This is a genomic window from Candidatus Dormiibacterota bacterium (assembly GCA_035635555.1).
Classification (GTDB): Bacteria; Acidobacteriota; Polarisedimenticolia; order Gp22-AA2; family Gp22-AA2; genus Gp22-AA3.
Map to the genome: position 1 here is coordinate 25,962 of DASQAT010000054.1, position 22,837 is coordinate 48,798.

At 65.5% G+C, this 22,837-nt stretch carries 24 protein-coding genes; 22 read left to right on the forward strand and 2 right to left on the reverse strand.

Annotated elements, in window-relative coordinates; translation table 11 throughout:
* Positions 1–56: 56 nt before the first annotated feature.
* Complete coding sequence (locus tag VEW47_16100) at positions 57–3,899, reverse strand: FG-GAP-like repeat-containing protein (GenBank protein HYS06702.1); 3,843 nt, start codon at positions 3,897–3,899, stop codon at positions 57–59.
* Positions 3,900–4,089: 190 nt separating this feature from the next.
* On the opposite strand from VEW47_16100, the gene VEW47_16105 reads away from it, so the two are divergent.
* The 22 genes from VEW47_16105 to VEW47_16210 all read left to right on the forward strand — a co-directional run bounded on the left by VEW47_16105 (position 4,090) and on the right by VEW47_16210 (position 22,387).
* Positions 4,090–6,153, forward strand: a complete 2,064-nt coding sequence (locus VEW47_16105; protein ID HYS06703.1) for a sigma 54-interacting transcriptional regulator — start codon at positions 4,090–4,092, stop codon at positions 6,151–6,153.
* 194 nt (positions 6,154–6,347) lie between these two features.
* Positions 6,348–6,659 carry a hypothetical protein gene (locus VEW47_16110; protein HYS06704.1) on the forward strand — a complete coding sequence of 104 codons (312 nt, stop codon included), beginning with the start codon at positions 6,348–6,350 and terminating at the stop codon, positions 6,657–6,659.
* Between the two features lie 16 nt (positions 6,660–6,675).
* Complete coding sequence (locus VEW47_16115; GenBank protein HYS06705.1) at positions 6,676–7,137, forward strand: hypothetical protein; 462 nt, start codon at positions 6,676–6,678, stop codon at positions 7,135–7,137.
* A 10-nt stretch (positions 7,138–7,147) separates the two neighbouring features.
* Entirely contained in the window at positions 7,148–8,602 is a 1,455-nt protein-coding gene (locus VEW47_16120) for a hypothetical protein (GenBank protein ID HYS06706.1), read from the forward strand.
* Positions 8,603–8,648: 46 nt separating this feature from the next.
* Positions 8,649–9,404, forward strand: coding sequence for a hypothetical protein (locus VEW47_16125; protein HYS06707.1), 756 nt, complete (start codon positions 8,649–8,651; stop codon positions 9,402–9,404).
* 138 nt (positions 9,405–9,542) lie between these two features.
* Positions 9,543–10,466 carry a cysteine synthase family protein gene (locus VEW47_16130; protein ID HYS06708.1) on the forward strand — a complete coding sequence of 308 codons (924 nt, stop codon included), beginning with the start codon at positions 9,543–9,545 and terminating at the stop codon, positions 10,464–10,466.
* A gap of 18 nt (positions 10,467–10,484) precedes the next feature.
* Entirely contained in the window at positions 10,485–10,793 is a 309-nt protein-coding gene (locus VEW47_16135; GenBank protein HYS06709.1) for a DUF1272 domain-containing protein, read from the forward strand.
* 7 nt (positions 10,794–10,800) lie between these two features.
* Positions 10,801–11,730: a hypothetical protein gene (locus VEW47_16140; GenBank protein HYS06710.1), complete on the forward strand. Its 930-nt coding sequence runs from the start codon at positions 10,801–10,803 to the stop codon at positions 11,728–11,730.
* A 48-nt stretch (positions 11,731–11,778) separates the two neighbouring features.
* A complete protein-coding gene (locus VEW47_16145) occupies positions 11,779–12,234 on the forward strand; it encodes an SRPBCC family protein (protein ID HYS06711.1) in 456 nt (151 codons plus the stop codon).
* A complete protein-coding gene (locus VEW47_16150; GenBank protein HYS06712.1) occupies positions 12,219–12,539 on the forward strand; it encodes a hypothetical protein in 321 nt (106 codons plus the stop codon). Before VEW47_16145 ends, VEW47_16150 begins: the two co-directional genes overlap by 16 nt.
* A gap of 113 nt (positions 12,540–12,652) precedes the next feature.
* The gene (locus tag VEW47_16155) at positions 12,653–13,423 is read left to right on the forward strand and encodes a tetratricopeptide repeat protein (GenBank protein HYS06713.1); all 771 of its coding nucleotides are present in this window, start codon (positions 12,653–12,655) and stop codon (positions 13,421–13,423) included.
* Between the two features lie 27 nt (positions 13,424–13,450).
* Complete coding sequence (locus VEW47_16160; GenBank protein HYS06714.1) at positions 13,451–13,828, forward strand: hypothetical protein; 378 nt, start codon at positions 13,451–13,453, stop codon at positions 13,826–13,828.
* Between the two features lie 15 nt (positions 13,829–13,843).
* The gene (locus tag VEW47_16165) at positions 13,844–14,317 is read left to right on the forward strand and encodes a hypothetical protein (GenBank protein HYS06715.1); all 474 of its coding nucleotides are present in this window, start codon (positions 13,844–13,846) and stop codon (positions 14,315–14,317) included.
* Positions 14,311–15,159, forward strand: coding sequence for a CPBP family intramembrane glutamic endopeptidase (locus VEW47_16170; protein ID HYS06716.1), 849 nt, complete (start codon positions 14,311–14,313; stop codon positions 15,157–15,159). Before VEW47_16165 ends, VEW47_16170 begins: the two co-directional genes overlap by 7 nt.
* Entirely contained in the window at positions 15,147–15,800 is a 654-nt protein-coding gene (locus VEW47_16175; protein HYS06717.1) for a YiiX family permuted papain-like enzyme, read from the forward strand. Before VEW47_16170 ends, VEW47_16175 begins: the two co-directional genes overlap by 13 nt.
* Before the next feature lie 13 nt (positions 15,801–15,813).
* Positions 15,814–16,467, forward strand: coding sequence for a rhomboid family intramembrane serine protease (locus VEW47_16180; GenBank protein HYS06718.1), 654 nt, complete (start codon positions 15,814–15,816; stop codon positions 16,465–16,467).
* Between the two features lie 62 nt (positions 16,468–16,529).
* Entirely contained in the window at positions 16,530–18,029 is a 1,500-nt protein-coding gene (locus VEW47_16185) for a PQQ-binding-like beta-propeller repeat protein (protein ID HYS06719.1), read from the forward strand.
* A gap of 14 nt (positions 18,030–18,043) precedes the next feature.
* Entirely contained in the window at positions 18,044–18,559 is a 516-nt protein-coding gene (locus tag VEW47_16190; GenBank protein HYS06720.1) for a hypothetical protein, read from the forward strand.
* A 105-nt stretch (positions 18,560–18,664) separates the two neighbouring features.
* The gene (locus tag VEW47_16195) at positions 18,665–19,408 is read left to right on the forward strand and encodes a DUF1326 domain-containing protein (protein ID HYS06721.1); all 744 of its coding nucleotides are present in this window, start codon (positions 18,665–18,667) and stop codon (positions 19,406–19,408) included.
* Positions 19,409–19,544: 136 nt separating this feature from the next.
* On the forward strand, positions 19,545–19,820 hold the full coding sequence (locus VEW47_16200) for a MoaD/ThiS family protein (GenBank protein HYS06722.1): 276 nt from the start codon (positions 19,545–19,547) through the stop codon (positions 19,818–19,820).
* A gap of 2 nt (positions 19,821–19,822) precedes the next feature.
* Positions 19,823–20,935 carry a sialidase family protein gene (locus tag VEW47_16205; GenBank protein HYS06723.1) on the forward strand — a complete coding sequence of 371 codons (1,113 nt, stop codon included), beginning with the start codon at positions 19,823–19,825 and terminating at the stop codon, positions 20,933–20,935.
* A gap of 21 nt (positions 20,936–20,956) precedes the next feature.
* Complete coding sequence (locus VEW47_16210) at positions 20,957–22,387, forward strand: DHA2 family efflux MFS transporter permease subunit (GenBank protein HYS06724.1); 1,431 nt, start codon at positions 20,957–20,959, stop codon at positions 22,385–22,387.
* 18 nt (positions 22,388–22,405) lie between these two features.
* Here the strand turns inward: VEW47_16210 and VEW47_16215 are convergent, their stop codons facing one another.
* Positions 22,406–22,771, reverse strand: a complete 366-nt coding sequence (locus VEW47_16215) for a hypothetical protein (GenBank protein ID HYS06725.1) — start codon at positions 22,769–22,771, stop codon at positions 22,406–22,408.
* Between the last annotated feature and the right edge of the window lie 66 nt (positions 22,772–22,837).

Consider the following 22,837-nt stretch of genomic DNA (forward strand, 5'->3'; position numbering starts at 1 on the left):
GGAGATCGCGAAGCATCACCGCAGGTGACAGGTGCGGGAAATTATCTGATCTTCGTTCACTCCCGCCGGGAGGGGCCGAAGAGGTCGACCTTGTGATCGACGTGCACGACTTCGATGTAGACGCTTCTGCCGCTCTTGTGCTTGGGGACGACGAACGTGTAGGTGTGTCCCGTCCCGGTGATGCACTCCTCGCACGGGATGACGACGGAGTTCAGCTGCACACGGCTCCCGCGCGCGTCGTACGTCACGACGTTGAATCCGAGAAGGTCGAACTCGAGATCGGTGGTCCAGGTCAGCAGCCCCGCTCCCTTTCCCGGACCGCTCGTGAAGTTGATCAAGATGTCCGACACGGTCGTTATGGGGGGCCGGAAGGTCATAACCGACTCGCCTTGATAGAGGAATGGGGCCTCGGCGCTCGCCGGCAGCGTGTTCCCGTCGGTCGCGGTGATGCGGAGGCTGTGCTCGGCGCCCACGGACAGACCGGAGATGTCGACCTGCGTCGGCAGTACGCCGGTGAACGGGAACGTGAGCGTCAGTTTCTGCTGTAAATTCATTGCGATGCTGCCGGTGTCGTAGCCGAGCACGGTGGCATCGAAGCGCGGACCGCCGAAGCCGCCCTTCAGAAGACAGATCGGCGCAGGCAGCGGGAGCCCCTCCAGAAACAATGTCGTGTCGAAACCGCCGGCCAGGTCGCACGAGCCCCGGGCGAGGTAATACGTGGAGAAGCCTGACCCGCAAGGGAGACTGAAGTTCGAAGCCCCGAGTTGATGATCGAACAGCACGGGAAAGCCAATCGAGCCGTTGGCAAAACCGATCCCCTCGCCGGGGATGTTTTCGGGGAAGATCCCGTCGGCGCAGTTCCGGGTCAATCCCATGTCCGGCAGGTCCCTGGACGTGGCCTTCGTCTCCAAGACCTGAATCGTCCCGTTCAGCGTTTCCCCCTGCGGATCCTGGGCGGTGGCGAAGACCTCCAATTCGGATCCCCCCTGATCCCGAACGGCGTAGATCCGTACGCTCGGCTGGCAGGCGTCCCCCGATCCGTCATGGTTTCCGTCCGCCTGGTCGGGGTTCGGGACGGTCGGGCAATTGTCGCAACCGTCACCCCGTCCGTCATGGTCCTGATCGACTTGCGATGGATTCGGCAGCAGGGGACAGTTGTCCACATCGCCGCAGACGCCGTCGCGGTCGTAATCGTTGGCGGCGTCGTGCGGGCAGGGGTCACAGAGGTCTCCGATGCCGTCCCCGTCGGCGTCCTCCTGCCCCGGGTTGTAGACGTTGCCGCAATTATCCAGCGGGCAGGTCATGGGAAACACGCGGCTTCTCGAGCCGTACCCGTCGCCGTCGGGATCGCTACAGGTGTCGCAGGCATCCCCGGCGCCGTCGTGGTCGGCGTCCGCCTGGAACGGGTTGACGACGGCGGGACAGTTGTCCGGCGCGCAGAGGTTTTGCGGATACCCCGCGTCGCCCCACCCGTCATGATCCGAGTCGGTGCACGCATCGCAGGCATCTCCCAGCGCGTCGTGATCGCCGTTCGCCTGGTCCGGGTTGGCGACGTGAGGACAGTTGTCCGTAGGGCAGGTGTTCGCCGGGAAGCCGGGGTCGCCAAACCCGTCATGATCCGTATCGGTGCAGTCATCCGATTCGTCCGGGACGCCATCGTGGTCCGAGTCGGGCCCGGGATGCCGATTGAACAGCAGGGTCATGATCCCGTTGGAGCCCAGACCATCACCGGCGATCGCCAGGTCGGGCCGGTTGTCGCCATCGAGGTCCCGGGCGATCATCGCTGCTGGTCCGGCGCCAACCGCGAACCTCGAGAGCGGCGAGAACGTCCCGTCACCGCCACCGCGCAGTACCAGAACCTTGTCCTGAAACGGGCCGTCCCACAGCGATCGCGCCGCCAGATCCAGGCGCCCGTCCGCATCGAAATCGGCGAGGACGATACTGCCCGATTCCCCGAGCACGAACATCGTCTTCGCCGGCAGGAACTCCCCGTCGCCCTGTCCGAGATAAGTCGCGATCACGCCCTGCCCGGCACTCGAGACAACGAGATCGGGCAGAGTGTCGCCGTTGAGATCTCCGGTCGCCAGTGATTGGGGCGCCAGCAGATTCGAAAGAGTCGTGCCGCTGGTGAATGTGCCGTCCCCCCGCCCGAGCAGCAGGAAGATTCCCCATGTGTATCTGTCCGTGGACACAACCGCCAGATCGTCGTGGCCATCCAGGTTGAAGTCGGCCACCACCACCAACTGGGGGCCGACGCTCACGCTGATGCGGCTTTCCGGCGCGAAAGTGCCGTCGCCGACCCCGACGAGAATGGAGAGATCGCCCGTGGCCCCGGTGTAGTCGAAGAACGAATTCGTCACGGCAAGGTCGACGACACCATCTTCATTGAAGTCCCCGGCGGCGATCGAGGAGGGGGTAGACCCCACACCCGGCCGGGAGCCCGGCACCAGGTGTCCCGCCCCATCTCCGAGGAGGATCGACACGTCGTTTGAAGCGCCGTTCGTCACCGCCAGATCCACGTGGCCGTCGCCGTTGAAGTCCGAGGCGAGCGCCGCGGTCGGTCCGCTGCCCGCCGGGACAGTCGCCGCCGCCAGGAAGTTCTCGGCCCCCTGGTTCAGGAAGATCGACACGCCGGCGTTCCCCTTCATGGGGACGACCAGGTCCGGCCGGCCGTCCTCATTCAGATCGGCGTCGACCAGCGCGGTCGGATCCGCCTCCATGGACAATGCCCGCTGCCGGAATGTCCCGTCCCCCTGTCCCAGATAGACCGACGCGTACCCCGGTTCGAATCCGAGCGTGGGCGAGCGGTGGTTGATGACAAGATCCACCCCTCCGTCACCGTTGAAATCCGCCGCAGCGAGGGCGAAAGGAAGCCCACCCGTCGCGCCGGGTTGCGTGGAACGGAGGCTTTCATCTTCGCGACCGAGCAGGACCGCGAACCGATCGCTCGCAACGAAGGCGATATCGTCCTTGCGGTCCCTGTTGAAATCGGCGACGACGAGGCTGAAGGGATCCGACATCGTGTCGAACTGCGCCCGGGGGCGAAACGACCCGTTCCCGACGCCGAACAGGATGGAGACGGCGCCCGGGTTCGCGGTGGCGAGGTCCGGAACGCCGTCCGCGTTGAAGTCGCCCGTCCTCAGAGTCGTGGCCGGACGCGGTCCCGCGGCATAGAGGACCGGCGGATCGAAGCTCCCGTCCCCATGCCCTAGTACCACGGCGATCTCCCCCTGGGAGCAGGTCGGGTCGCCGGTGGCGCAGAACCCTTCCGCCGCCAGATCGACCTTTCCGTCCGCGTTGAAATCGGCCGCGACCAGCGCCCGGGGCAAACGACCCGCCGGGACCTTCCGAATGTCCCACAATCCGAACCCGCCACGACTGAGGTAGACGTAGACGCTTCCCGTGGAAATCTCGGAGACCGCGACGTCCACGCTGTCGTCGCCGTTGAAATCGGCAATCACAAGGGATACCGCCTGGGTCGCGCCGCTGGGCGGAGTGTACCTTGTGAGGGGATCGAAATGCCCATCCCCGGAGTTGAGAGTCACGCCGAACCCTCCTCCAATGGTGACGACCAGATCGAGATCGCCGTCGAGGTCCAGATCGTTCAGGGCGATTGCAAGCGGAGCGGCGTTGAGGGGCGTGAAACTCCGCGGCTCGAACGTGCCGTCCCCCCGGCTGATGAGGACGGAGATTCCCCCGGCGAGATTGTCGGTCGTCACCAGGTCGAGTATCCCGTCTCCGTTCATGTCCCCGATCGCCGACCCGAACGAGGCTGGACCGATCTCGGAGGTTGCCCCCGCGAAGACCGGTTCGGCGAGCGTCTGGCGATTGCCGACAACGACGGACCCGAGGCAAGACAGAAGTATGGCCATCGTCCGAAGGGTGGTGGATTGGATCATCATGGTCTCCAAAGGCAGGTCGGTACCGAATTATACCGCCAAATCAGGGCTTTTCCGCAGGATTGACGGACCGACCCTCGTGGGTTGCGTGATGGTCTTCGCCGGCGCCGTGCTGCACGTATTTGCCGCCCGGCCCCGCCCGGAGTTATAGTTCTGGGCAGTCCACCTCCATCTGCGGGAGTCCTGCGGCTTGGCCTCGGAAGAGCTCTTCAAAGTCATCGGGAACGAGGCCAGGCTCGAGGCGCTGCGGCGGACGATGCTTCTCGATTCGCCGCCCGAGGAGGCGTTCGACCGGTTGACGCGCCTGGCGACGACCGTGCTGCGCGTGCCGGTGGCGCTCGTGTCGCTGGTGGACGGCGATCGGCAGTTCTTCAAGAGTCAATGCGGGCTGACCGAGCCGCTCGCTTCCACGCGGCAGACCCCTCTGACCGACTCGTTCTGCAAGCATGCCGTGGGATCGGGGGAGCCTCTCGTCGTGCCGGACGCGCGGCGCGATCCGCGCTTCGAGAACAACCTCGCCGTCTCCGACGGCGTGATCGCGTACGCGGGAATCCCGCTGATCACCTCCGACGGACACGCCCTCGGGACGTTCTGCGTCGTGGACGGGCAGCCTCACGCATGGACCGAGGAGGAGATCGGGATCCTGCGGATCCTCGCGACGTCCGCGATGTGCGAGATCGAGCTGCGGCGCGTGGTGGGTGATCTGCGGAATGTCGTGCAGTCCCGGACTGCCGAGCTCCGAACGTCCGAGGAACGCCTGCGCGTCCTGCTCGACGTCAACAACGCCATCGTCACGTGTCTCGACCGCGATTCCCTGTTCTCGGCAACCGTGGCCGCGCTGCGGTGCGCGATCCCGTTCGACCGGGCCGCGCTCGTCCTGCACGATCCCGTCAGGGATGTCTTCAGGGTGCTGGGGGTCGCGGGGGCCGTGCCGTCGCCGACTCTCATCCCACTCGGGACCGAGTGGCCGAGGCAGGGGTCCCGCGCCGGCTGGGTGTTCGATCACCACGCGCCGCTTCTGACGCCGGATCTCGAGAAGGCGCCTCCGTTCCCCGAGCACGCTCCGCTGCTCAAGGAGGGGATCCGTTCCGCGGTCTCGGTTCCCCTGTCGACCAAGGGGAAGATCCTCGGAACGCTGAACGTCGGGAGCCACACGCCCGGGCGGTACTGCGAGGACGACGCCTCGCTGCTCGTGGCGATCGGCGAGCAGGTGGCGCTCGCCATCGAGAATCTGCTGGCCTACGAGCAGATCGCGACCTTGAAGGCGCGCCTCGAGGAGGAGAAGGTCTATCTTCAGGAAGAAGTCCGGACGGAGGCCGCGTTCGGCGACGTCGTGGGGGAGTCCCCGGTCATCCACGCCGTCCTCGCGAACGTGCGCCAGGTGGCGAAGACCGATTCCACCGTGCTGGTCACCGGCGAGACGGGGACCGGCAAGGAGCTGATCGTCCGCGCGATCCACGGTCTGAGCCTGCGGAAGGACAAACTCCTGGTGAAGGTGAACTGTGCCGCCCTCCCGGCGGGTGTGATCGAAAGCGAGCTGTTCGGGCACGAGAAGGGGGCGTTCACCGGCGCGCTTGCGCGGAAGGTCGGCCGGTTCGAGCTCGCCAACGGGGGCACGCTCTTTCTCGACGAGGTCGGCGACCTTCCGCTCGAGCTGCAGGCGAAGCTCCTGCGTGTGCTGCAGGACGGCGAGTTCGAACGCGTCGGCGGGACGCAGACGTTGAAGGTCAACGTGCGGCTGGTGGCGGCCACGAATCGCGACCTCGAGCGGGCGGTCGGCGAGGAGCGCTTCCGGGCGGACCTCTTCTACCGGCTCAACGTCTTTCCGATCGTCGTGCCGCCGTTGAGAAAGCGGCTGCAGGACGTCCCCCGTCTCGCCCGGCACTTCGCCATGCTGTACGCGTCGAAGATGGGAAAGCACGTGGGCTCGCTGGGGGACGACGTACTGGGCCGGCTGACCGCCTACTCCTGGCCGGGGAACGTGCGCGAGCTGCAGAACGTCATCGAGCGGGCGGTCATCCTGTCGCCCAAGGGGCACTTCGTGCTCGGCGAGTTCGCGCCCGCGCCGGCCGGCGGGGACGCCCGGCAGGAAGCGCGCCGGCTCGAGGAGGTCGAGCGCCGGCACATCCTCACGGTTCTCGAGGAGACCGGCTGGCGGGTCAGCGGTGAGCGCGGCGCCGCCAGGATCCTGGACCTCAAGCGCACGACCCTCGAGGCCCGCATGAAGAAGCTCGGCATCCACCGCAATCCCTGATCGACTGCCATCCCTTCGGCATTCTCCCAACTGGTCGGCATGCATCCCCGCTCCGGCTCCGCCGGATCGGTAAGTCGTCCATCCACCCAACTCGACTCCGTTCAGCGGCTTCCGTTCATTCGGCGCGCGTGAGACGCGCCTGGCACGCGGCGTGCCTATAGACCTCCCGTAGCCAAAGTGACGAGGAGGTCGACGTGACGCTGAGGATCACACGCGAAAGGGGCTCTCGCTACCGGGCCAATCTGAGGCTCGAAGGGCGACTCGTCGCGGAGTGGGCCGCGCTGCTCGAGCGGGAATGCCTGGATCTTCTTCTGTCCCGTGGCGCGGTGAGACTCGATCTGGCGGGCGTCGTCTTCGTCGATCTGGCCGGTGTCGATTCCCTTCGGCGGCTCAGCCACATGGGAGTCGAGATCCACTGTCGGTCCAGGCTGGTCGCGAGCGTGCTCGAAGGGGAGGGCGTCCACGTCACGGTGGACGCGGACAGTGCGGACGAGGGGCGCCCTTAGGAAGAGGAGGACAACCATGCGCATGTTCTCGAAGCTGGTCATCGGCGTCGCGGCCTCGGCCCCCTCGACCAGGGGAAGGTTGATGGGAGGCTTCACGCTTCCCGTCGCCGCGAAGTGGAACCACCGCATGCTCCCGGCCGGGGAGTACAAGTTCGTCGTTTCGCCCGCGATCTCCCGGGCCTGGGTGTACGTGCGTGGCGACGGCGAGGCCGCCGTGTTCTACGCGGCGTCGATCGAATGGGCCATCGGCGCACCCGGCGGTCTGCTGTGTCTCGTCTACGACGAGAGCGGCTATCGCGTTCGCTCCCTCAAGCTGCGGGACACGAGGAAGATTCTCTACTTCGACTCTCGGAGTCCGGTGCTGGTCTCCGGCGAAGCGCCGGCGTGCCCCGGTGTCCTTTTCGTCCCTCTGAAGACTGAAGAACCGGGCGTCCCGGCAATCCGGCCGGGCCGCCCCATCCCCCAACGTCCTAATTGAGGAGCTCCGAATGATGCGCATCGAATCGAGACGTCTCGCGGCACCGCTGGTGCTCTCCGCGGCGATGGCCGGCGCCCTGGTGCTCGGCGCCTCGCAGGTTGCGTCGACAGTGCCCGGTGTCGAGATCGACAAAATCTCCCCGCCCTGCCATCCGAACCCGCATGCCCAGGCCGACATCGCGTCGGTCGCCGGCCGGGGCGATATCAGGTCGCTGCCGCTGCCTCTCAAGCAGCGGATTCTCAGGCTCGCCGGCCGGCCCCACAGCACGCTGCCGATCCAGGCATTCGCGGAGGCGGACCAGCCGAGCCAGTTGTTCCAGTACTACCTCGTGGACACGCATCATTTCGAGCCGAACGTGTTCACGACCATTTTCCCCGGCGTGAACGACGCCGTCGAGCTCACCGTGACCGGCGCCGACTGCGGCCTGCCGACGGTCGGGGCGGTCCGCCTCGTGGTCGAGCCGAAGCCCGGCCTCCCGACGGACCCGAACGACGTCCGCGCCTTCATCGATGTGTTCACCGACATCCACCCCCTCTTCGTCATCAACAACGAGAGCGGCTGGTACGAGGGCTGGATGATCCACGATCTCCGGGTCGCGCCGGTCGCCGCACCGCGCCCGAACGGACACCCGCAGTTCGGGACGATCCTCCAGGTCGATGCCGACCGGTTGCGGGGGATGGGAACGGGCAACAACGTCTTCGGCCATCTCTTCACGACCGACGGCGGCGCGGTCCGGTTCCCGTCCGAGTCCGATCATTTCCCCGATGTCCACGGCAACCTCGTCCCGATCTACCTGAGCATGGGGGCCTACAACGCGCTGCAGCAGAGCGACGTGCACTCATACTGGGAGTTCAACTACACGACCAACTGGGTCTTCCCGCTCTACGAGCTCCCCTTCACGGGCGGCATCGCGGGCACGTTCGAGGCCGGACAGATCGGCGCCCTCAGCGATCTCGTCCCCGGCTCGGGGCCCTCGGGTTTCCAGAACGACCCGACGAGATACGGGGACAGTCCGTTCCTCCCCCGCGACCCGGACAAGTTCGACGGGGACGACGACGCGCAGCGCGAGTTCAGGAACCGCTTCATCCCGAGCGGCCTGGCGAACGAGATCTACCTCGATGTGTTCGAGCGCGTGGCGTCGTTCGAGCCGGGGCTGACTGCGCTGCCGCAACGAATCTTCGATGCCTACGCGCACGAGGTCGCCCGGGTCGATCAGGACAGGGACGGCGTCATCTCGGCGGTCGAGGGGGACGTGGACAGCGCCAGCGACGGGTTCGACGACAACGCGCGCCTGTTCCTCCCCGCGACCAGCTACGACCGGTTCGCGGTGACGCGCGAGATCAACGACGGCATGCTGGCGCCGCGCTTCGCCAACGCACAGCGCGCCTGGGTCCTGACGGGGTTCGCGACGTCGGTGTCCCCCGCGGTGCCGGCGTCGGAAGGGAGGGATTCAGACGACCGATAGAGGGACGCTGAAACACATCGATCTCATCTACAAGGGAGACATCAAGATGAAGCCCGTCATCATCGCACTCGCGCTGTTCATGTTCCTGTCGCCGGCGCTCACCATGGCCGCGCCGGTCGTGTTCGAATCCTCGGGGGCAACCCCGGCCGATATCCAGGCCTCGGTCGATGCCTTCCGTGCCTTCCTCGGGGCCCTCAACCCCAACGTGGCCGGCTCGTTCCCCAGTGGCCGCCGGGAGATCAACTGGGATGGCGTCCCGGACGCCTTCTCGGCCCCGAACAATCTCCCGCCGAACTTCTTCAACGCCAATTCCCCGCGTGGCGCGGTGTTCTTCACCCCGGGGTCGGGCTTCCAGGTGAGCGCGGACAGCGACAATCCGACGAACACGCCGGTCCGTTTCGGGAATCTCCACCCCGACTTTCCCAGGATCTTCAGTACCTTCAGCCCGCAGCGACTCTTCGCGGCTCTCGACAGCAACATCACCGAGACGGTCTTCTTCGTGCCCGGCAGCCGCACAGGCGCAACCGTCGGTGGATTCGGTTCGGTCTTCACCGGCGTCAATCAGACCGCCAGCACCAGGATCGAATATTTCGACGCCAGTGGTCGGCTGCTCTTCAGCCGTAATGTCCTGCCGGGGCCCGAGACTCCCGGCAACCTCTCGTTCCTGGGGGTGGGCTTCGATGCCGGCGAACGTGTCTACATGGTGCGGATCACCAGCGGGAATCGTGCCCCGGGGACACCGGGTCGAGACGTCGTCGTCATGGACGACTTCATCTACGGCGAGCCGCAGGTGTCGCCCTAGGCCGGTGCGCATGCAACGTCGAGCTTGATATGATCGTCCGGGTGTCCGCCGGCGGACAGTCGCTCCGCCGGCGGGCATGATCTCGGGTGCAACACTCTTCGCACCACGTTGGAAGGTGTCGCGCAAAAGGAGCGACCGATGGATATTCTTCTCGCAATTGGGAACACATCGATGGTCCGGCTTCGCAAGGTCGTACCGGCCGGATGCGCGGACATCTTCGTGAAGCTCGAGTGGGAGAACCCTTCCGGCAGCTTCAAGGACCGGATGGCGCTGGCGGTGATCTCGCGGGCCGAGGAGGATGGGCGGCTGAAGAGCGGTGACACCGTCCTCGAGTACACGGGCGGCAGCACAGGGACATCTTTGGCGTTGATCTGCGCCGCCAAAGGCTACCCTATCCGGATCGTCAGCTCCGACGCGTTCAGCCAGGAGAAGCTGGATCACATGGCGGCGCTGGGCGCGGAGCTGACCCTCGTCCCGAGCGAAGGGGGCCGGACCACCAAGAAGCTGATCCTCGACATGATCGAGGCGGCCCGCAAGTTGAGCCGGGAGCCGCACACCTACTGGACCGACCAGCTCAACAACAAGGACAGCCTCGCCGGCTACTACCCGCTGGGCGAGGAGATCTGGAGTCAAACCAAGGGAGAGATCGACGCCTTCGTTCACTGCGTGGGCACGGCGGCTTCATCGCGGGGAGTCGCGACGGTGCTGAAGCGACACAAGCCGGGCATCAAGATCGTCGTCGTCGAGCCGGCCGAGTCCTCGGTGCTGCTGGGAGGCCAGGCGGGGCCTCACAACATCGAAGGCGTCGGGATCGGCTTCAGCCCCCCGCTCTGGGACCCGACCCTCGTGGACGAGATCCTTCCGGTCAGGACGGACGACGCGAAGGAGATGGCGAGGCGCATCGCGCGCGAGGAGGCGCTGTTCGCGGGGACGTCCTCCGGTGCCAACGTCGTCGCCGCGATCCGGGTGGCTAAGCGGCTTGGGCTGGGTGCCAGGGTGGTCACGTTGATGGGCGACTCCGGCCTGAAGTACCTGAGCACTGACGTATACAGGAAGAGATAACATAGGGTCACGACGCCGATGCTGGAGCTCCGCCCGACCTGCGAGAACTGCAACAAGGCCTTGCCGCCTGACTCGATCGAGGCACGCATCTGCAGCTATGAATGCACCTTTTGCGCGCCTTGCGTCAACAACGTCCTGGGGAACATCTGCCCGAACTGCGGCGGCGGATTCGTCCCGAGGCCGATCAGGCCGGCGACGAACTGGAAAGGCGACAACTTCCTCGGCAAAGACCCGGCGAGCACCAAAGTCCGGCACCGACCGGTCGATCCCGCGGTACACGCGAAGTTCTCGGCGCCCATCCGGAGCATTCCGCCGGAGAAGAGGTAGTGCGTGCATGACGATGACACCGCTGTCGAGGGCCATTCTCGAGGGTGGATGCGCCGGCCTGGCGTACGGCGTGGTGTTGTCTCTGCTGAGTCTGGGAACGGCCGCTTCCGGTCATGGCTCTTTCATCCTGATCGTTCTTTCGTCGGCTCCGCTGGGCTCTTTCGGCCTGATCGGAGCATTCGTTGCCACTCCCGTTCTGTGGGCTCTCATCGGCGGGCTCGCGGTGGCTGCCCGCGCCGGCCGATTCGAGCGGAGCGCGGTGCTGCTGCCGGCGCTTCATGTCCTGGCCGTGTTGATTCTGATCGAATTGAGCGATGCGAGCCCGGGGCGTGAGTTCCGCGATGCTCTGATCGAGACCCCCTGGCCCATGGCGGCATGGTCCCTTCTCTACGTGGCGGGCCAGGTCGCGCTCTGGCGATACCTGCGGGGAACCGTGCAACACCTCTTCGGACGCTGGATCACTGCGGGCAGGCTCGATTCGCGCAAGCTGTTCTCATGGGCTTGGCTCCTGTACGCGGTGTCGCTCGTCATCCCGGCGGCTCTCCCTCAGGGGCTCGCGAGTGCGGGCGATCGGATTCTCTTCGGGTGGCAGATGGCATGGCTCAGCGGTGCGCTCATAGGACTGCTTCTCGGCTCCCGTGGTTCGGAAGGCCTCCTCGTCTGGTTTCCTGCGGTTCTTCTGAGCGGAAACGTCTTCATGCTGTGGTCGGCCATCGCGGTCCAGCGCGGGCGCCGCTTCGACTCGGCGTGGGTGCTCGTGCCTCTCGTCGCCGCGACACTCGTGGCGTGCGCCCCGGGCCTCGGGTACATGCCCGGGCGCATGTCCGAGGAATTTCACATGCGTCTCGGACCGGGGTACTATGCGTGGGTCGCGTCGCTCATCGTCCTGTGCGCGGCCATGGTGAAGTCGGCTTCGCAGGTGAGGTCTCCCGAGTAGCATCATCTGAGTGTCCGCCAAGGGCTTCCGTGTCTCGGAGTCGGGGTGATGCGCGTCGTTCAGGTTTCGAGCAGGGCGTTGATCCCGGCACCGCCTCAAGCCGTCTACTCCTTGATCGCGGACTATCGTGACGGCCACGCTCGCATGCTGCCTCGTCGCTACTTTCCTCGGTTGGAGGTGGAACGCGGTGGCTCGGGCGAAGGAACCATCATCCGCTTCGAGGTCAAACTGTTTGGCACCACCCGGCGGGTCCGTGCAGAGATCTCGGAGCCGAAGCCCGGCGAAGAGCTTGTGGAAACCGACCTGGCGACAGGCGCTCGAACCAGCTTCATCGTGGTTCCTCGTCCCGGAGGAGGCGAGTCGGAAGTCACGATCAAGACTGAATGGGAGTCGAGCGGGCTTCGTGGCTGGCTTGAACGGATGATGGCCCCGTCGCTGCTCCGACGCATCTACGCCGAGCAGCTGGCGCAACTCCAGGAGGCGTTCGCGTGTCATCCCCCCTGAAACCGTACTCGTTTCTGCTGCCGCGTGACGCCTTCTGGCGCGAGTCGAACATGATGAAGATCCCGAACACGAACCTGGCTGAGCAGCTGGGCACCGAGAAGCTGGCAGCGCGTCTGTGGCGACTTCCGCCCTTCTCCGCGAACACCTGCCTCCGTCAGGTGTTCAACGACACCGAGGAAGAGGTGCTGTGGCTGTTTTTCGGTGCCCCGCGGCACGAAGCAGGAGCCGACCGGAGCACCATCTATCCCGAGGACCCGCAGCAGCTGCCGGCCGAATTGCACGATCGCAAGTGGCCGCCGGCGTGAGTACCGCACGACTCCTGGCGCCAGTCACCATTCTGCTTCTTGCTGTCGGGACAGCGAGCCCGGCCCAGGCGTATGACGACTGGCGGAATCTTGTGCGCGATGCCGATTCGCGCATGACTGTCGGCCAATTCACCGAGGCGCAGAAATTGCTCGAGGCGGCGCTCGAGGCCGATATCCCGCCGGAGGAGAAGTGGCCGGTGCTTTACATGCTGGGGTTTGCCCACACGAAGACACAGGACTGGTCCAAGGCTCAAATATCATTGGAGCGGTCACTGCAAGGCGCGGAGACGGTGCTGGGGAGGGACGACCCCCGCCTGGCCCGAGTCGCAAGCACGCTGGCGGCTGCCTACCAGAACGACGGCCAATACGAGAAGGCGGAGAAATATCACAGACGCTCGCTCGCGCTTCAGGAGAAGGTGCTGGAGCCCGGCGACCCGGCTCTCGCCAGGCTTCTCATGAACCTTGGATCCGTGCTGAATCTCGAGTCGAAGGGAAAGGAGGCCGAGCCGCTTCTGCGGCGTGCCCTGTCGATCGCGTCCGGCCCGGCTGCGCCCGATCGTGTGGCCCGCGCCATGATCGAGGACAACCTGGCGAATTCGCTGCGCGACCAGGGTCAACTCGAGGAAGCCGAGACCCTCTATACGGACTCGTTGAAGGTCCTCCACGACAAGTTTGGCGAGACGCACCAGGTCACGGCCGATGTCTACTGGGGACTGGCCTTCATCGCGAAGCAACGCGGGCAGCTCGAGTCGGCAGCCTCGCTCTATGAGAAGGCGATCCGTGGCTTCGGGACATCCTTTCCCGAGAGCACTCCGTTCATCAAGCAGCTCCGATCCGAATACGAGCAGGTCAAGGCCGATCTCAGCCATGCCGGCAAGCCGTAATCGTCCGCATACGGTAGGATTCGCGCGATGCAACCCGGCGACCGCACGGCGTCTTCCCCGATCCTGAAGTGGCTGGCGACCGCCGCCATCCTCGGCACGGGATTCATTCACCTCGTGGAGGCGCAGGACGCCTTCGGCGACGCCGCGTACAAAGGCGTGCTGTTCGTCGCCAACGGCGTCGGTGCGCTGGTCGCGGCGTTCGGCCTGTTTCGAAATCGGCGCGATCTGGGGTGGCTCCTGGGTCTGCTGGTCGCCGGCGGCTCCTTGCTCGCCTACGTGGCGAGCCGCACGGTCGGGCTGCCCGGGCTGCCGGCCGAGCCCGACGCCTGGCTCGAGCCGATGGGCGTCGCGTCGCTCGTGTGCGAGGGACTCTTCGTCGCCCTCTTCGTCTTCACCAAGGTGTGAACCGCTGAGGTGCTCATGCGTCGATGGTTGCTCTGGGTCATTGCGATCGTCCCGACACTTTCGTTCGGGGCTGCCTCTCCACCCTTCGAGTTCCTCGGAAAATTCTCGAACATGACGTATTCGCAGGAACACCAGGACGGCGAGGATGTGTATCTGTGGAGAGAGAAGAACGATCTGTACGGATACATGGAATATTCCCTGGGAGCGGCGACCATGAAGCTCTCCTTCCAGGCCAGGAACCCTCTCTATGACGAGAAAGGAACCGTCATACGCAACCTGTTCGTGTTCGACGGGCTCATGAGGGCGAACGTGATCGAAGGGTCACTCAAGTGTCGCAACGCGACGACCCATGAACCCTGCTTGAATGATCAGACAGTCTCATGGAAGAAGGTCACGTTGAAGAATGCGGCAATATACAGCATGGGAAGCAGGCGAGACTGGGAAGCCCATATCAACGAACAGCTCGAGGAGCACGGCGCCAGGTGGTAGCCACTCCCCTGCCCGCATACTTTGTCGTCACCTATCTCATCACGTGGGGCTTCTTCTTCGCGGGGAGCCTGACGCCGGCCGCGTGGCCGCGCGGGCTCCTGTTCCTGCTCGGCACGTTCGCGCCCGGATACGTCGCCCTGTGGTTCACGAGCCGGGAAACTGGTCGCGGCGGAGTGGCTGCGCTCCTGCGGCGCCTCGTCGAGTGGCGGGTCCCCGCGCGCTGGTACGCATTCGCCGCCGGCTACATCGTCGTCATCAAACTCACCGTCGCCCTCGTGCACCGGGCCGTCACGGGCGCGTGGCCGCTCTTTGGCCGACTCCCCTGGTACCTGATGCTCGCCGCGACGGTCGGGTCCACTGTGGTGGGCGGCCAGTCGGGCGAGGAGGTCGGATGGCGCGGGTATGCCTTGCCGCGGCTCGCGGCGCGTTTCGGTCTGGGGGGCGGGAGCGTGCTCCTCGGCCTGCTGTGGGCGTGCTGGCACCTTCCCCTGTTCTTCATTTCCGGCGTCGACACGGCTGGCCAGTCGTTCCCGCTCTACCTTCTGCAGGTCACGGCGCTGTCGGTGGCGATGGCGTGGCTGTTCGCCCACACACGCGGCACCCTGCTGCCGGTCATGCTCATGCACGCCGCTGTGAACAATACCAAGGACATCGTGCCCTCGGCCGATCCGAACGCCACGAATCCGTGGGCTCTGAGCCACTCGCTCGTGGCCTGGATGACGCTGGCTCTGCTCTGGCTGTGCGCCGGCTATTTCCTGCTTCGAATGCGCAAGAACCCGACGCTCGAACGGGACGTGGTCGCCGACGGGCCGGCGGCCGGGAGGAACGGATGCGGAACCTGACGCGGTGGTCCCCGGGACATGCGCGCTGGTCCGAGGCGCGTGTACGGATTCTCGCCGTGGCCGCGGTTCTGTGCGCCTGGTCGTGCAGTCCGTCGCCTGCGATCACGGTCCAGGAGGGCGACATCGTGTTTCAGACTTCCCGGTCTGCCCAGAGCCAGGCGGTCCAGCTGGCGACACATTCCCCATACAGTCACATGGGGCTGGTCCTGTTTCGCGACGGGAAGCCTTTCGTGTTCGAGGCGATAGCGCGGGTTCAGTTCACCCCCTTCGTTGAATGGATCCATCGGGGTGAAGAGGGCCGGTATGTCGTGAAGCGCCTGCGCGACCCCGAGTTGCTCGGCGATCCTGCCAGGCTGTCCGCGCTCAAACGCTCGGCACTGGCCTTCGCCGGCCGGCCCTACGATCCCTATTTCGAATGGTCGGATGACCGCATCTACTGTTCCGAGCTCGTCTGGAAAGCGTATGATCGCGGGATTGGGGTCCAGTTGGGTTCTCTTGCGCGTCTATCGACCTTCGACTTGTCCAATCTGCTGGTGAAGACAAAGCTGGCGGAGCGTTACGGAGACAAGGTGCCGCTGGACGAGCGCGTCATTTCTCCGGCCGCCGTTTTCGCCTCCCCTCTGCTGCAGGAGGCGCGGTGAAAAGTGAGGCAACATGTTCCCGATCGGGGATGACAACCGTGACCGCAAGACATTCCCGCTGGTCACGTATGCGCTGATCGCTCTCAACGCCCTGCTCTTCTTCGTCGAGCTGAGCGGCGGCGATGCGTTCGTCCTGAAGTGGGCCTTCGTGCCGCGCCGCTTCCTGGCCGATCCCTTCGCGGATGCACGGACTCTCTTCAGCTCGATGTTCATGCATGCCGGGTGGCTTCACCTGGGCGGCAACATGCTTTACCTCGGGATCTTCGGCGACAACGTCGAAGACCGCTTCGGGCACTTCAGGTATCTGATCTTCTACCTGCTCTGCGGGCTCGCCGCCACTGCCGCGCAGTTGTTCTTCAGTGTCGGCTCGAGCGTGCCGAATCTGGGGGCCTCGGGAGCGATTGCCGGGGTCCTCGGCGCCTACTTCCTGATGTTTCCACAGAGACGGGTCCGGGTCCTGCTGTATACCCAGGTGACGGAAGTGCCCGCGCTGATCGTCATCGGGCTCTGGTTCGTTCTGCAGTTGTTCAGCAGCGTCGGCTCCATCGCCAGCACGGAGCGGGCGGGGGGCGGTGTCGCCTACATGGCGCACGTCGGTGGATTCGTCGCCGGGCTCGTCCTGGGACTCCTGTTCCGTGGAAGCCGCGGGGGCGTCGAAGAGTCCTGACCGGCCAACCCAACGGTGCTAGGATCCGGCCCAACTCAACCAACTCCAGGATAGGTGGCACGATGGTGAGGCCGCCCCGGACTCTCAAGGAGGAACTGCGCATCATGTTTGCCGCCCGATTGCGTGTTCGCCTGGCCATCGCTTTCATCGGTCTGTTCACCATCGGGATCACCCAGGCCGGTCCGGGCGAGACCCGGCAGCCGGCGGCGACCGGCTGGAAAGTCAAGTTCAACGAGAGCGGATCGGATCCCGTGATCGCCGATGGCGTGCTTTACATCGGATCGGCGGACGGCGCGATCCACGCCCTGGATGCGACGACCGGAGAGACGAAGTGGCGCTTCCAGACGGGGGAGAACCTTTCGCCGGCGACTTCCGGCCCGAAGATCATCACCATGCCCCGTGGGAGCAGCGAGGCTGAAATGATGGCCTCCATAATCGACGCCGCCGAAAAGAAGAAACCGGAAGGTCTAAGACGAGTGGACATGACCGCTGCGGTCGAGAATGGCACGGTGTTCGTCGGCTCGGGGGATCAGTCGTTCTATGCCGTCGACGCCGCGACAGGGAAGAAGAAATGGGCGTACGAGGCCGGCCCGGGGATGGCCTCCAGCAATTTCTCGGACGTCGCGCGCCCCCCTGCGCTCCTCAAGGCCGGCACCGTTTATTTTGCGACCGAGGACGGACTGCATGCCCTCGATGCGTCGACCGGCAAAAGAAAGTGGCTGTTCGAGACGCTGCAGGACATACCCCTCGAGCAGATGAACACTCACAAGCGGCGCCCTCCCGAAGGGGCCGTCCTGGGGGATGGCGTGGTCTTCGTGACGGCCTGGCCCTACGCGGGTCTCCGGGGACCTCTTCCAAGCTTCGTTTACGCGGTGGACCAGGAATCGGGCAAGGCGAAGTGGGTGACCCGTGTCGATGGCGATGGCATCACCACCCCGATGACGGCGAAGGGACTCGTGTTCGTCGCAGTCAAGGCGGCCGGCTCCCCTGCTTCCAATCCTGTGACTCTGTATGCCCTCGACGCGGCCGATGGACAGGTCAAATGGAAGCGCGGCCTGAAGGCGACGTACACGGCGCCGTCGCTGCGCATCGCCGGCGACTCGCTTTATTGCTCCACGGACAAGACCCTGTCGGCCATGGACCTGGAATCAGGAGTCGAGCGCTGGAATTTCAGCGCCGATCAGATCGGCGTTGATCCCCGGGCGGATGACCGGTACCTCTACGTCGTGACCCACAAGGGCTCCATCATGCGCCCGAAGGACACGCTTCACGCGCTCCTCCTCGCGACAGGCGAGGAGAAGTGGTCGCGGGACGTGAACGCGAGCGTCGCCATGGTCCGCGAAGGAGTCGTTTACGCCGATGGAGAGCCGTTCCGCGCAATCGATGCCTCCACAGGCAAGGATCTCTGGACATTCAAGGGCACGGGGCGCCTGTCGGCTCGACTGATGTCCGGGGGCAGGATCTTCCTGACCTCACCGACCGTAACCTATATCGGAACGAAGCGGGTCGACCAGGGCTACCTTTACGCACTCGACGCGAAGACAGGGAGACTCGACTCCTAGCCGAGGTGAATGATGTGATCATCATTCACGGGGTCTACCGGTTCGCCCCGAAGCACCTCGCCTTCCGGAACGACTTCTGCCTCACGTGCAAGGCGACGGCCGTCTCCGTTCAGGTTCGCAGCCTCTATGTAGGACACCTGTACTGGATCCCCCTGCTGCCGCTGGGGGTCTGGAAGAAGTGGGTCTGCTCCGTCTGCGGGCACGATCCGCACGCGATCGTCCAGACGAGACGATTCTTCAAGATCCTGCTGGTAATCCTTGTTGTGCTGATGACTCTTCCTCTCTGGTTCGTCGCACCCGGAGCCGATCAAGTCAAGATCCTCTGGCTGGGACGCCTCCTGAGTCTCGTGGCGCTGTGCGGCGCGATCTGGTGGGCGACGCTCGGACACCGTGCCGCGCCGTCCCTCAGGGAGCGGCTGGCGGCCGTCGTGCCGTACGAGGCCCGAACCTGTCCCTTTTGCGGAGGGGATTTGTTCGACAACCCGCGCTGGCATTGTCCCGCCTGCGGCCTGGAACGGTCCCGGCTGTAGGCCGGGCTCAGGTCACGACGCGGCGCTCAAGCTGCCGACCCTGTGATAGCATCCCGCGCCGAATCGTCACTGCGCTTCCCGCGTTTCCAAAGAGGAGGGGGTCTCATGCGGAGACTGGAAACCTATCTGGCCGTGGTCCTGCCGATGGCGATCTTGACCGTGATTCTGGCGGTGAGCGGCCTGACCGGGGCGATCGGCCAGCAGGCGAAGCCGGCCGTGGACTGGTCCTTCAACGCCACCGTCATCGAATCCTGCAGCTGCCAGATGTTCTGTCCGTGCTATTTCAGCACCAAGCCGGCCCCGGCGCACGAGGGTCACGCCGGGGGCCAGCACTATTGCCGCTTCAACATGGCCTACAAGGTCAACAAGGGAATGCACGGCTCTGTGAATCTCGCGGGCGCCAGGTTCTGGATTGCCGGTGATCTCGGCGACGATTTCGGCGACGGAGAGACGGAGTGGGCCGAAGCGACGTTCGACCCGTCGGTCACGAAGGAGCAGCGCGATGCCATCGCGTCCATTCTTCTGGGGCCTGTGTACCCCTGGAAGTGGAAGAAGTTCACCGTGGGACCGGACGCCACGGTCGAGTGGAACGGCGGCAAGGATCGCGCCGTGGCCCGGCTGGACGGCGGCAAGGCGGGGGAGATCGTGCTCGCGCACAATCCGACGGCCATGAGCCCGGAGCCGACGGTCATCAAGAACCTCAAGTACTTCGCAGCGCCCCGGAACGACGGCTTCGTGCTGATGCCGGCCGAGGTCGAAGCGTACAGGCGCGGCGACAGCCAGTTCGAGTACAAGGGGACCAACGGCTTCATGATCACCGTCGACGTCACGTCCAAGGACGTGAAGTAGGACGATGGAGCGGCTTGCCTAAACCCCATCCGCGGCGCTAACCTAGCCGTCCAATCATGGACTTGGAGCTCGTGCTGCGGGCTCGCGTGCACGCGTGGCGCGGCGCCCGGTGCCCGGCGCCGCGGGAGGCCGCGTCATGACCGTCACCGTTCTTGTTCCGGGCGTGCTGCGCACCAGCTGCGGGGGCGCGTCCGAGCTGTCCCTACCGGTCGCGAGCGTCCGCGCCGCCCTCGAGCAGATCGAAAAGGACTACCCGGCGCTGTACCGCAACATCTGCGACGAGACGGGCAAGGTGCGCCGTCACGTCAACCTGTTCGTCAACACGTCCCACATCCGCGACCGGGATGGGCTCGATACTGCGCTGACTTCGGGGGACGTCGTCAGCATCATTCCCGCTGTCTCAGGAGGTTGATCATGCCGGAACGCGTCATTCTCAGCATCGGAACCAAGAAGGGGGTCTTCGTCGCCGAGGCGCCGAAGACCCGGGGCGCCTTCGCGCTGCGCGGGCCGTTCGGACCGGGGGTGGGCGTCTATTCGACGCTGATCGACACGCGCGGCAAGCCGCGCATCTACGCCTCGAGCTGCAACGCCTTCTTCGGCATGAAGGTGATGCTCTCGACCGATCTGGGGAAAACGTTCAAGGAGACGAAATCGGCCCCCGCCTTCCCGAAGGACGACGGCCGCGCGCTCATCAACATCTGGTCGCTCGAGGCGGGCGACGGCAAACAGGATCTCTGGTGCGGCGTCGAGCCCGCCTCGCTCTTCAGAAGCGACGACGGCGGCGACTCCTGGGAGATGGTCCCGGGCATCAGCAACCACGAGCATTCCCGGAAATGGCAGCCCGGGGCCGGCGGGCTGTGCATGCACACGATCCTGCGCGACGGCAAGCGGGTGCACCTCGGCATCTCGACCGGCGGCCACTACGTTAGCGAGGACGGCGGCAAGACCTTCAAGGCGTCCAACAAGGGCGTCGGCGCCGGCTTCAATCCCGATCCCTATCCCGAGTTCGGGCAGTGCGTGCACAAGATCGCGGGGCACAAGGACGCGCCCGGGCGGCTGTACATGCAGAACCACGGCGGCTGGGGGGAATGGGATGGGCCCGGCGGGCGTCGACCGGACATCGGCGTCCTGCGCAGCGACGATTACGGCAGGTCGTGGCGCTCCATCGCCAAGGGGCTGCCGTCCGACTTCGGCTTCCCGATGGTCGTCCATCCGCAGGACCCCGACACGATCTACGTCGTGCCGCTCGAGCCGCCGACACGCACCTGTCCGGGCGGCGTCCCCGCCGTCTGGCGCAGCGAGAACGGCGGCGGCTCGTGGGGACGGCTCACCCGCGGTCTGCCGAAGAAGCAGAGCTTCTTCACGGTCCTGCGCGACGGGATGGACGTCGACGAGCTCAAGTCACCGGCGCTCTACTTCGGCACGACGACGGGACAGCTCTGGATCGGGCGGGACGGCGGCGAGAAGTGGGACTGCCTGTTCGACTCGCTGCCGCCGATCCACTGCGTGAAGGTCGCGGTGGTGTAAGCGGGGGCGATCGACCACCCGATGCCGCCCCGATCTTCCCCGGACGAATCGGTCAAGCGACTCCTGCCATGGCTGGTGGCGGTCGCCTTCTTCATGGAGGCGCTCGACACCACCATCCTGAACACGGCCGTGCCGACCGTCGCGGCGGCGCTCAGGGTCGTGCCGCTCAGCATGAAGTCGGTGCTGGCGAGCTACACGCTGAGCCTGGCGGTGTTCATCCCCGTCAGCGGCTGGGTGGCGGATCGGTACGGCACACGGCGGGTCTTCTCGGCCGCGATCGCCCTGTTCACGGTCGGCTCGTTCCTCTGCGGGATCTCGACCAACATCCACGCGCTCGTCGCCTGCCGGATCCTGCAAGGGCTGGGCGGGGCGATGATGGTGCCGGTCGGCCGTCTCACGATCGTGAGGACCTTCGCCCGATCGGAGCTCGTCCGCGCCATGGCCTTCGTCGCCATACCGGGACTGATCGGTCCGCTGCTCGGACCTCTGGCCGGCGGTCTCATCGTCGGATACCTGCATTGGCGGATGGTCTTCTTCGTCAACCTGCCGATCGGCCTCCTGGGGCTCTATCTCGTCCACCGCCACCTCCCCGACTACCGAACCAAGAGCACCGACAGGCTCGATCTGATCGGGCTGATCCTGTTCGGCTCGGGGATCGGGCTCCTGTCGTACGTCCTGGAGATCTTCGGCGAGCATTCCCTGGGCGGGCGCGAGATGATCTGGCTTCTGTCGCTGTCGATCGTGCTGCTCCTGGGGTACGGGCGCCACGCGACCACGACCGAGCGCCCGCTGCTGCGGCTGGACCTGTTCCGTATCCGTACCTTCCGCAGCGCGGTCATCGGCAGCTTCATCACGCGCCTGGGGGCGGGCGGGACCCCGTTCCTGCTGCCGCTGCTCTACCAGGTGGGGCTCGGCTTCACGCCGGTCCAGTCGGGTCTGCTGATCATGCCGCAGTCCCTGGCGGCGATGAGCCTGAAGATGACGATGCCGCTCATCCTGACGCGCTTCGGCTACCGCCGGGTCCTTCTCTCGAACACGATGCTGCTCGGGCTGCTCATCGGCCTGTTTGCGACCATCGGGTTCGGCACGCCGGTCTGGCTGATCGTGGTCCAGGCCTTCTGCTTCGGATTCATCGCGTCGCTGCAATACACCAGCATGAACACCCTGGTCTACGCCGACGTCACGGAAGGCCAGACCAGCATGGCGAGCACGATCGCCAGCACCCTGCAGCAGATGTCGATGAGCTTCGGGGTCGCCATGGCGTCGCTCGCCACGGCCCTGTTCATCCCCGATCGACTCCACACCGGCCCCGCGCAGATGATCCACGGCGTGCAGAAGGCCTTCGTCCTCCTCGGTATCCTGACGATCCTGTCCGCCGCCGTCTTCCGCGAGCTGCGACCGACCGACGGAAAGAACGTCAGCCGGCACGAGGAGCCCCTGCCGGAAGGCTGAGAGCGCGCGTGCCTGGTGCTAGGGGCAGGGTGGAGGGTCCCCCGGATTGCACATCGGCGGCGGACAGGGGAACAGCAGGTCCGTTCGGGCGATTCTCGTGGCATGCAGCAGAGGCAGCGCGCAGCTCGTGAACTCCGTGGTGCCGCGCACCGACACGATGTAGCCCACGAAACGATCCACACTCTTGTTCGGCTGGAACACGACGTAGAGAGCCGGCGCCCTCGTGCACGGGTTCAGCAGGACGTGAGTGGCCAGCGGGCACGTCGCGTCGCTGACCAGCACCCCGATGACGTCCATCCTGGGTGCGTCGGTGTCGCCGCGGAGCGGCTGGAACGCCAGAATCGCCCCCAGCGCGATGACCAGGGCAGAGATGGTCTTGTTCATGGTTTCCCTCCAAAGGATAGGGATCGAGGATTTCCCAGAGAGTACGCCCATCCCGGGATTCCTGCA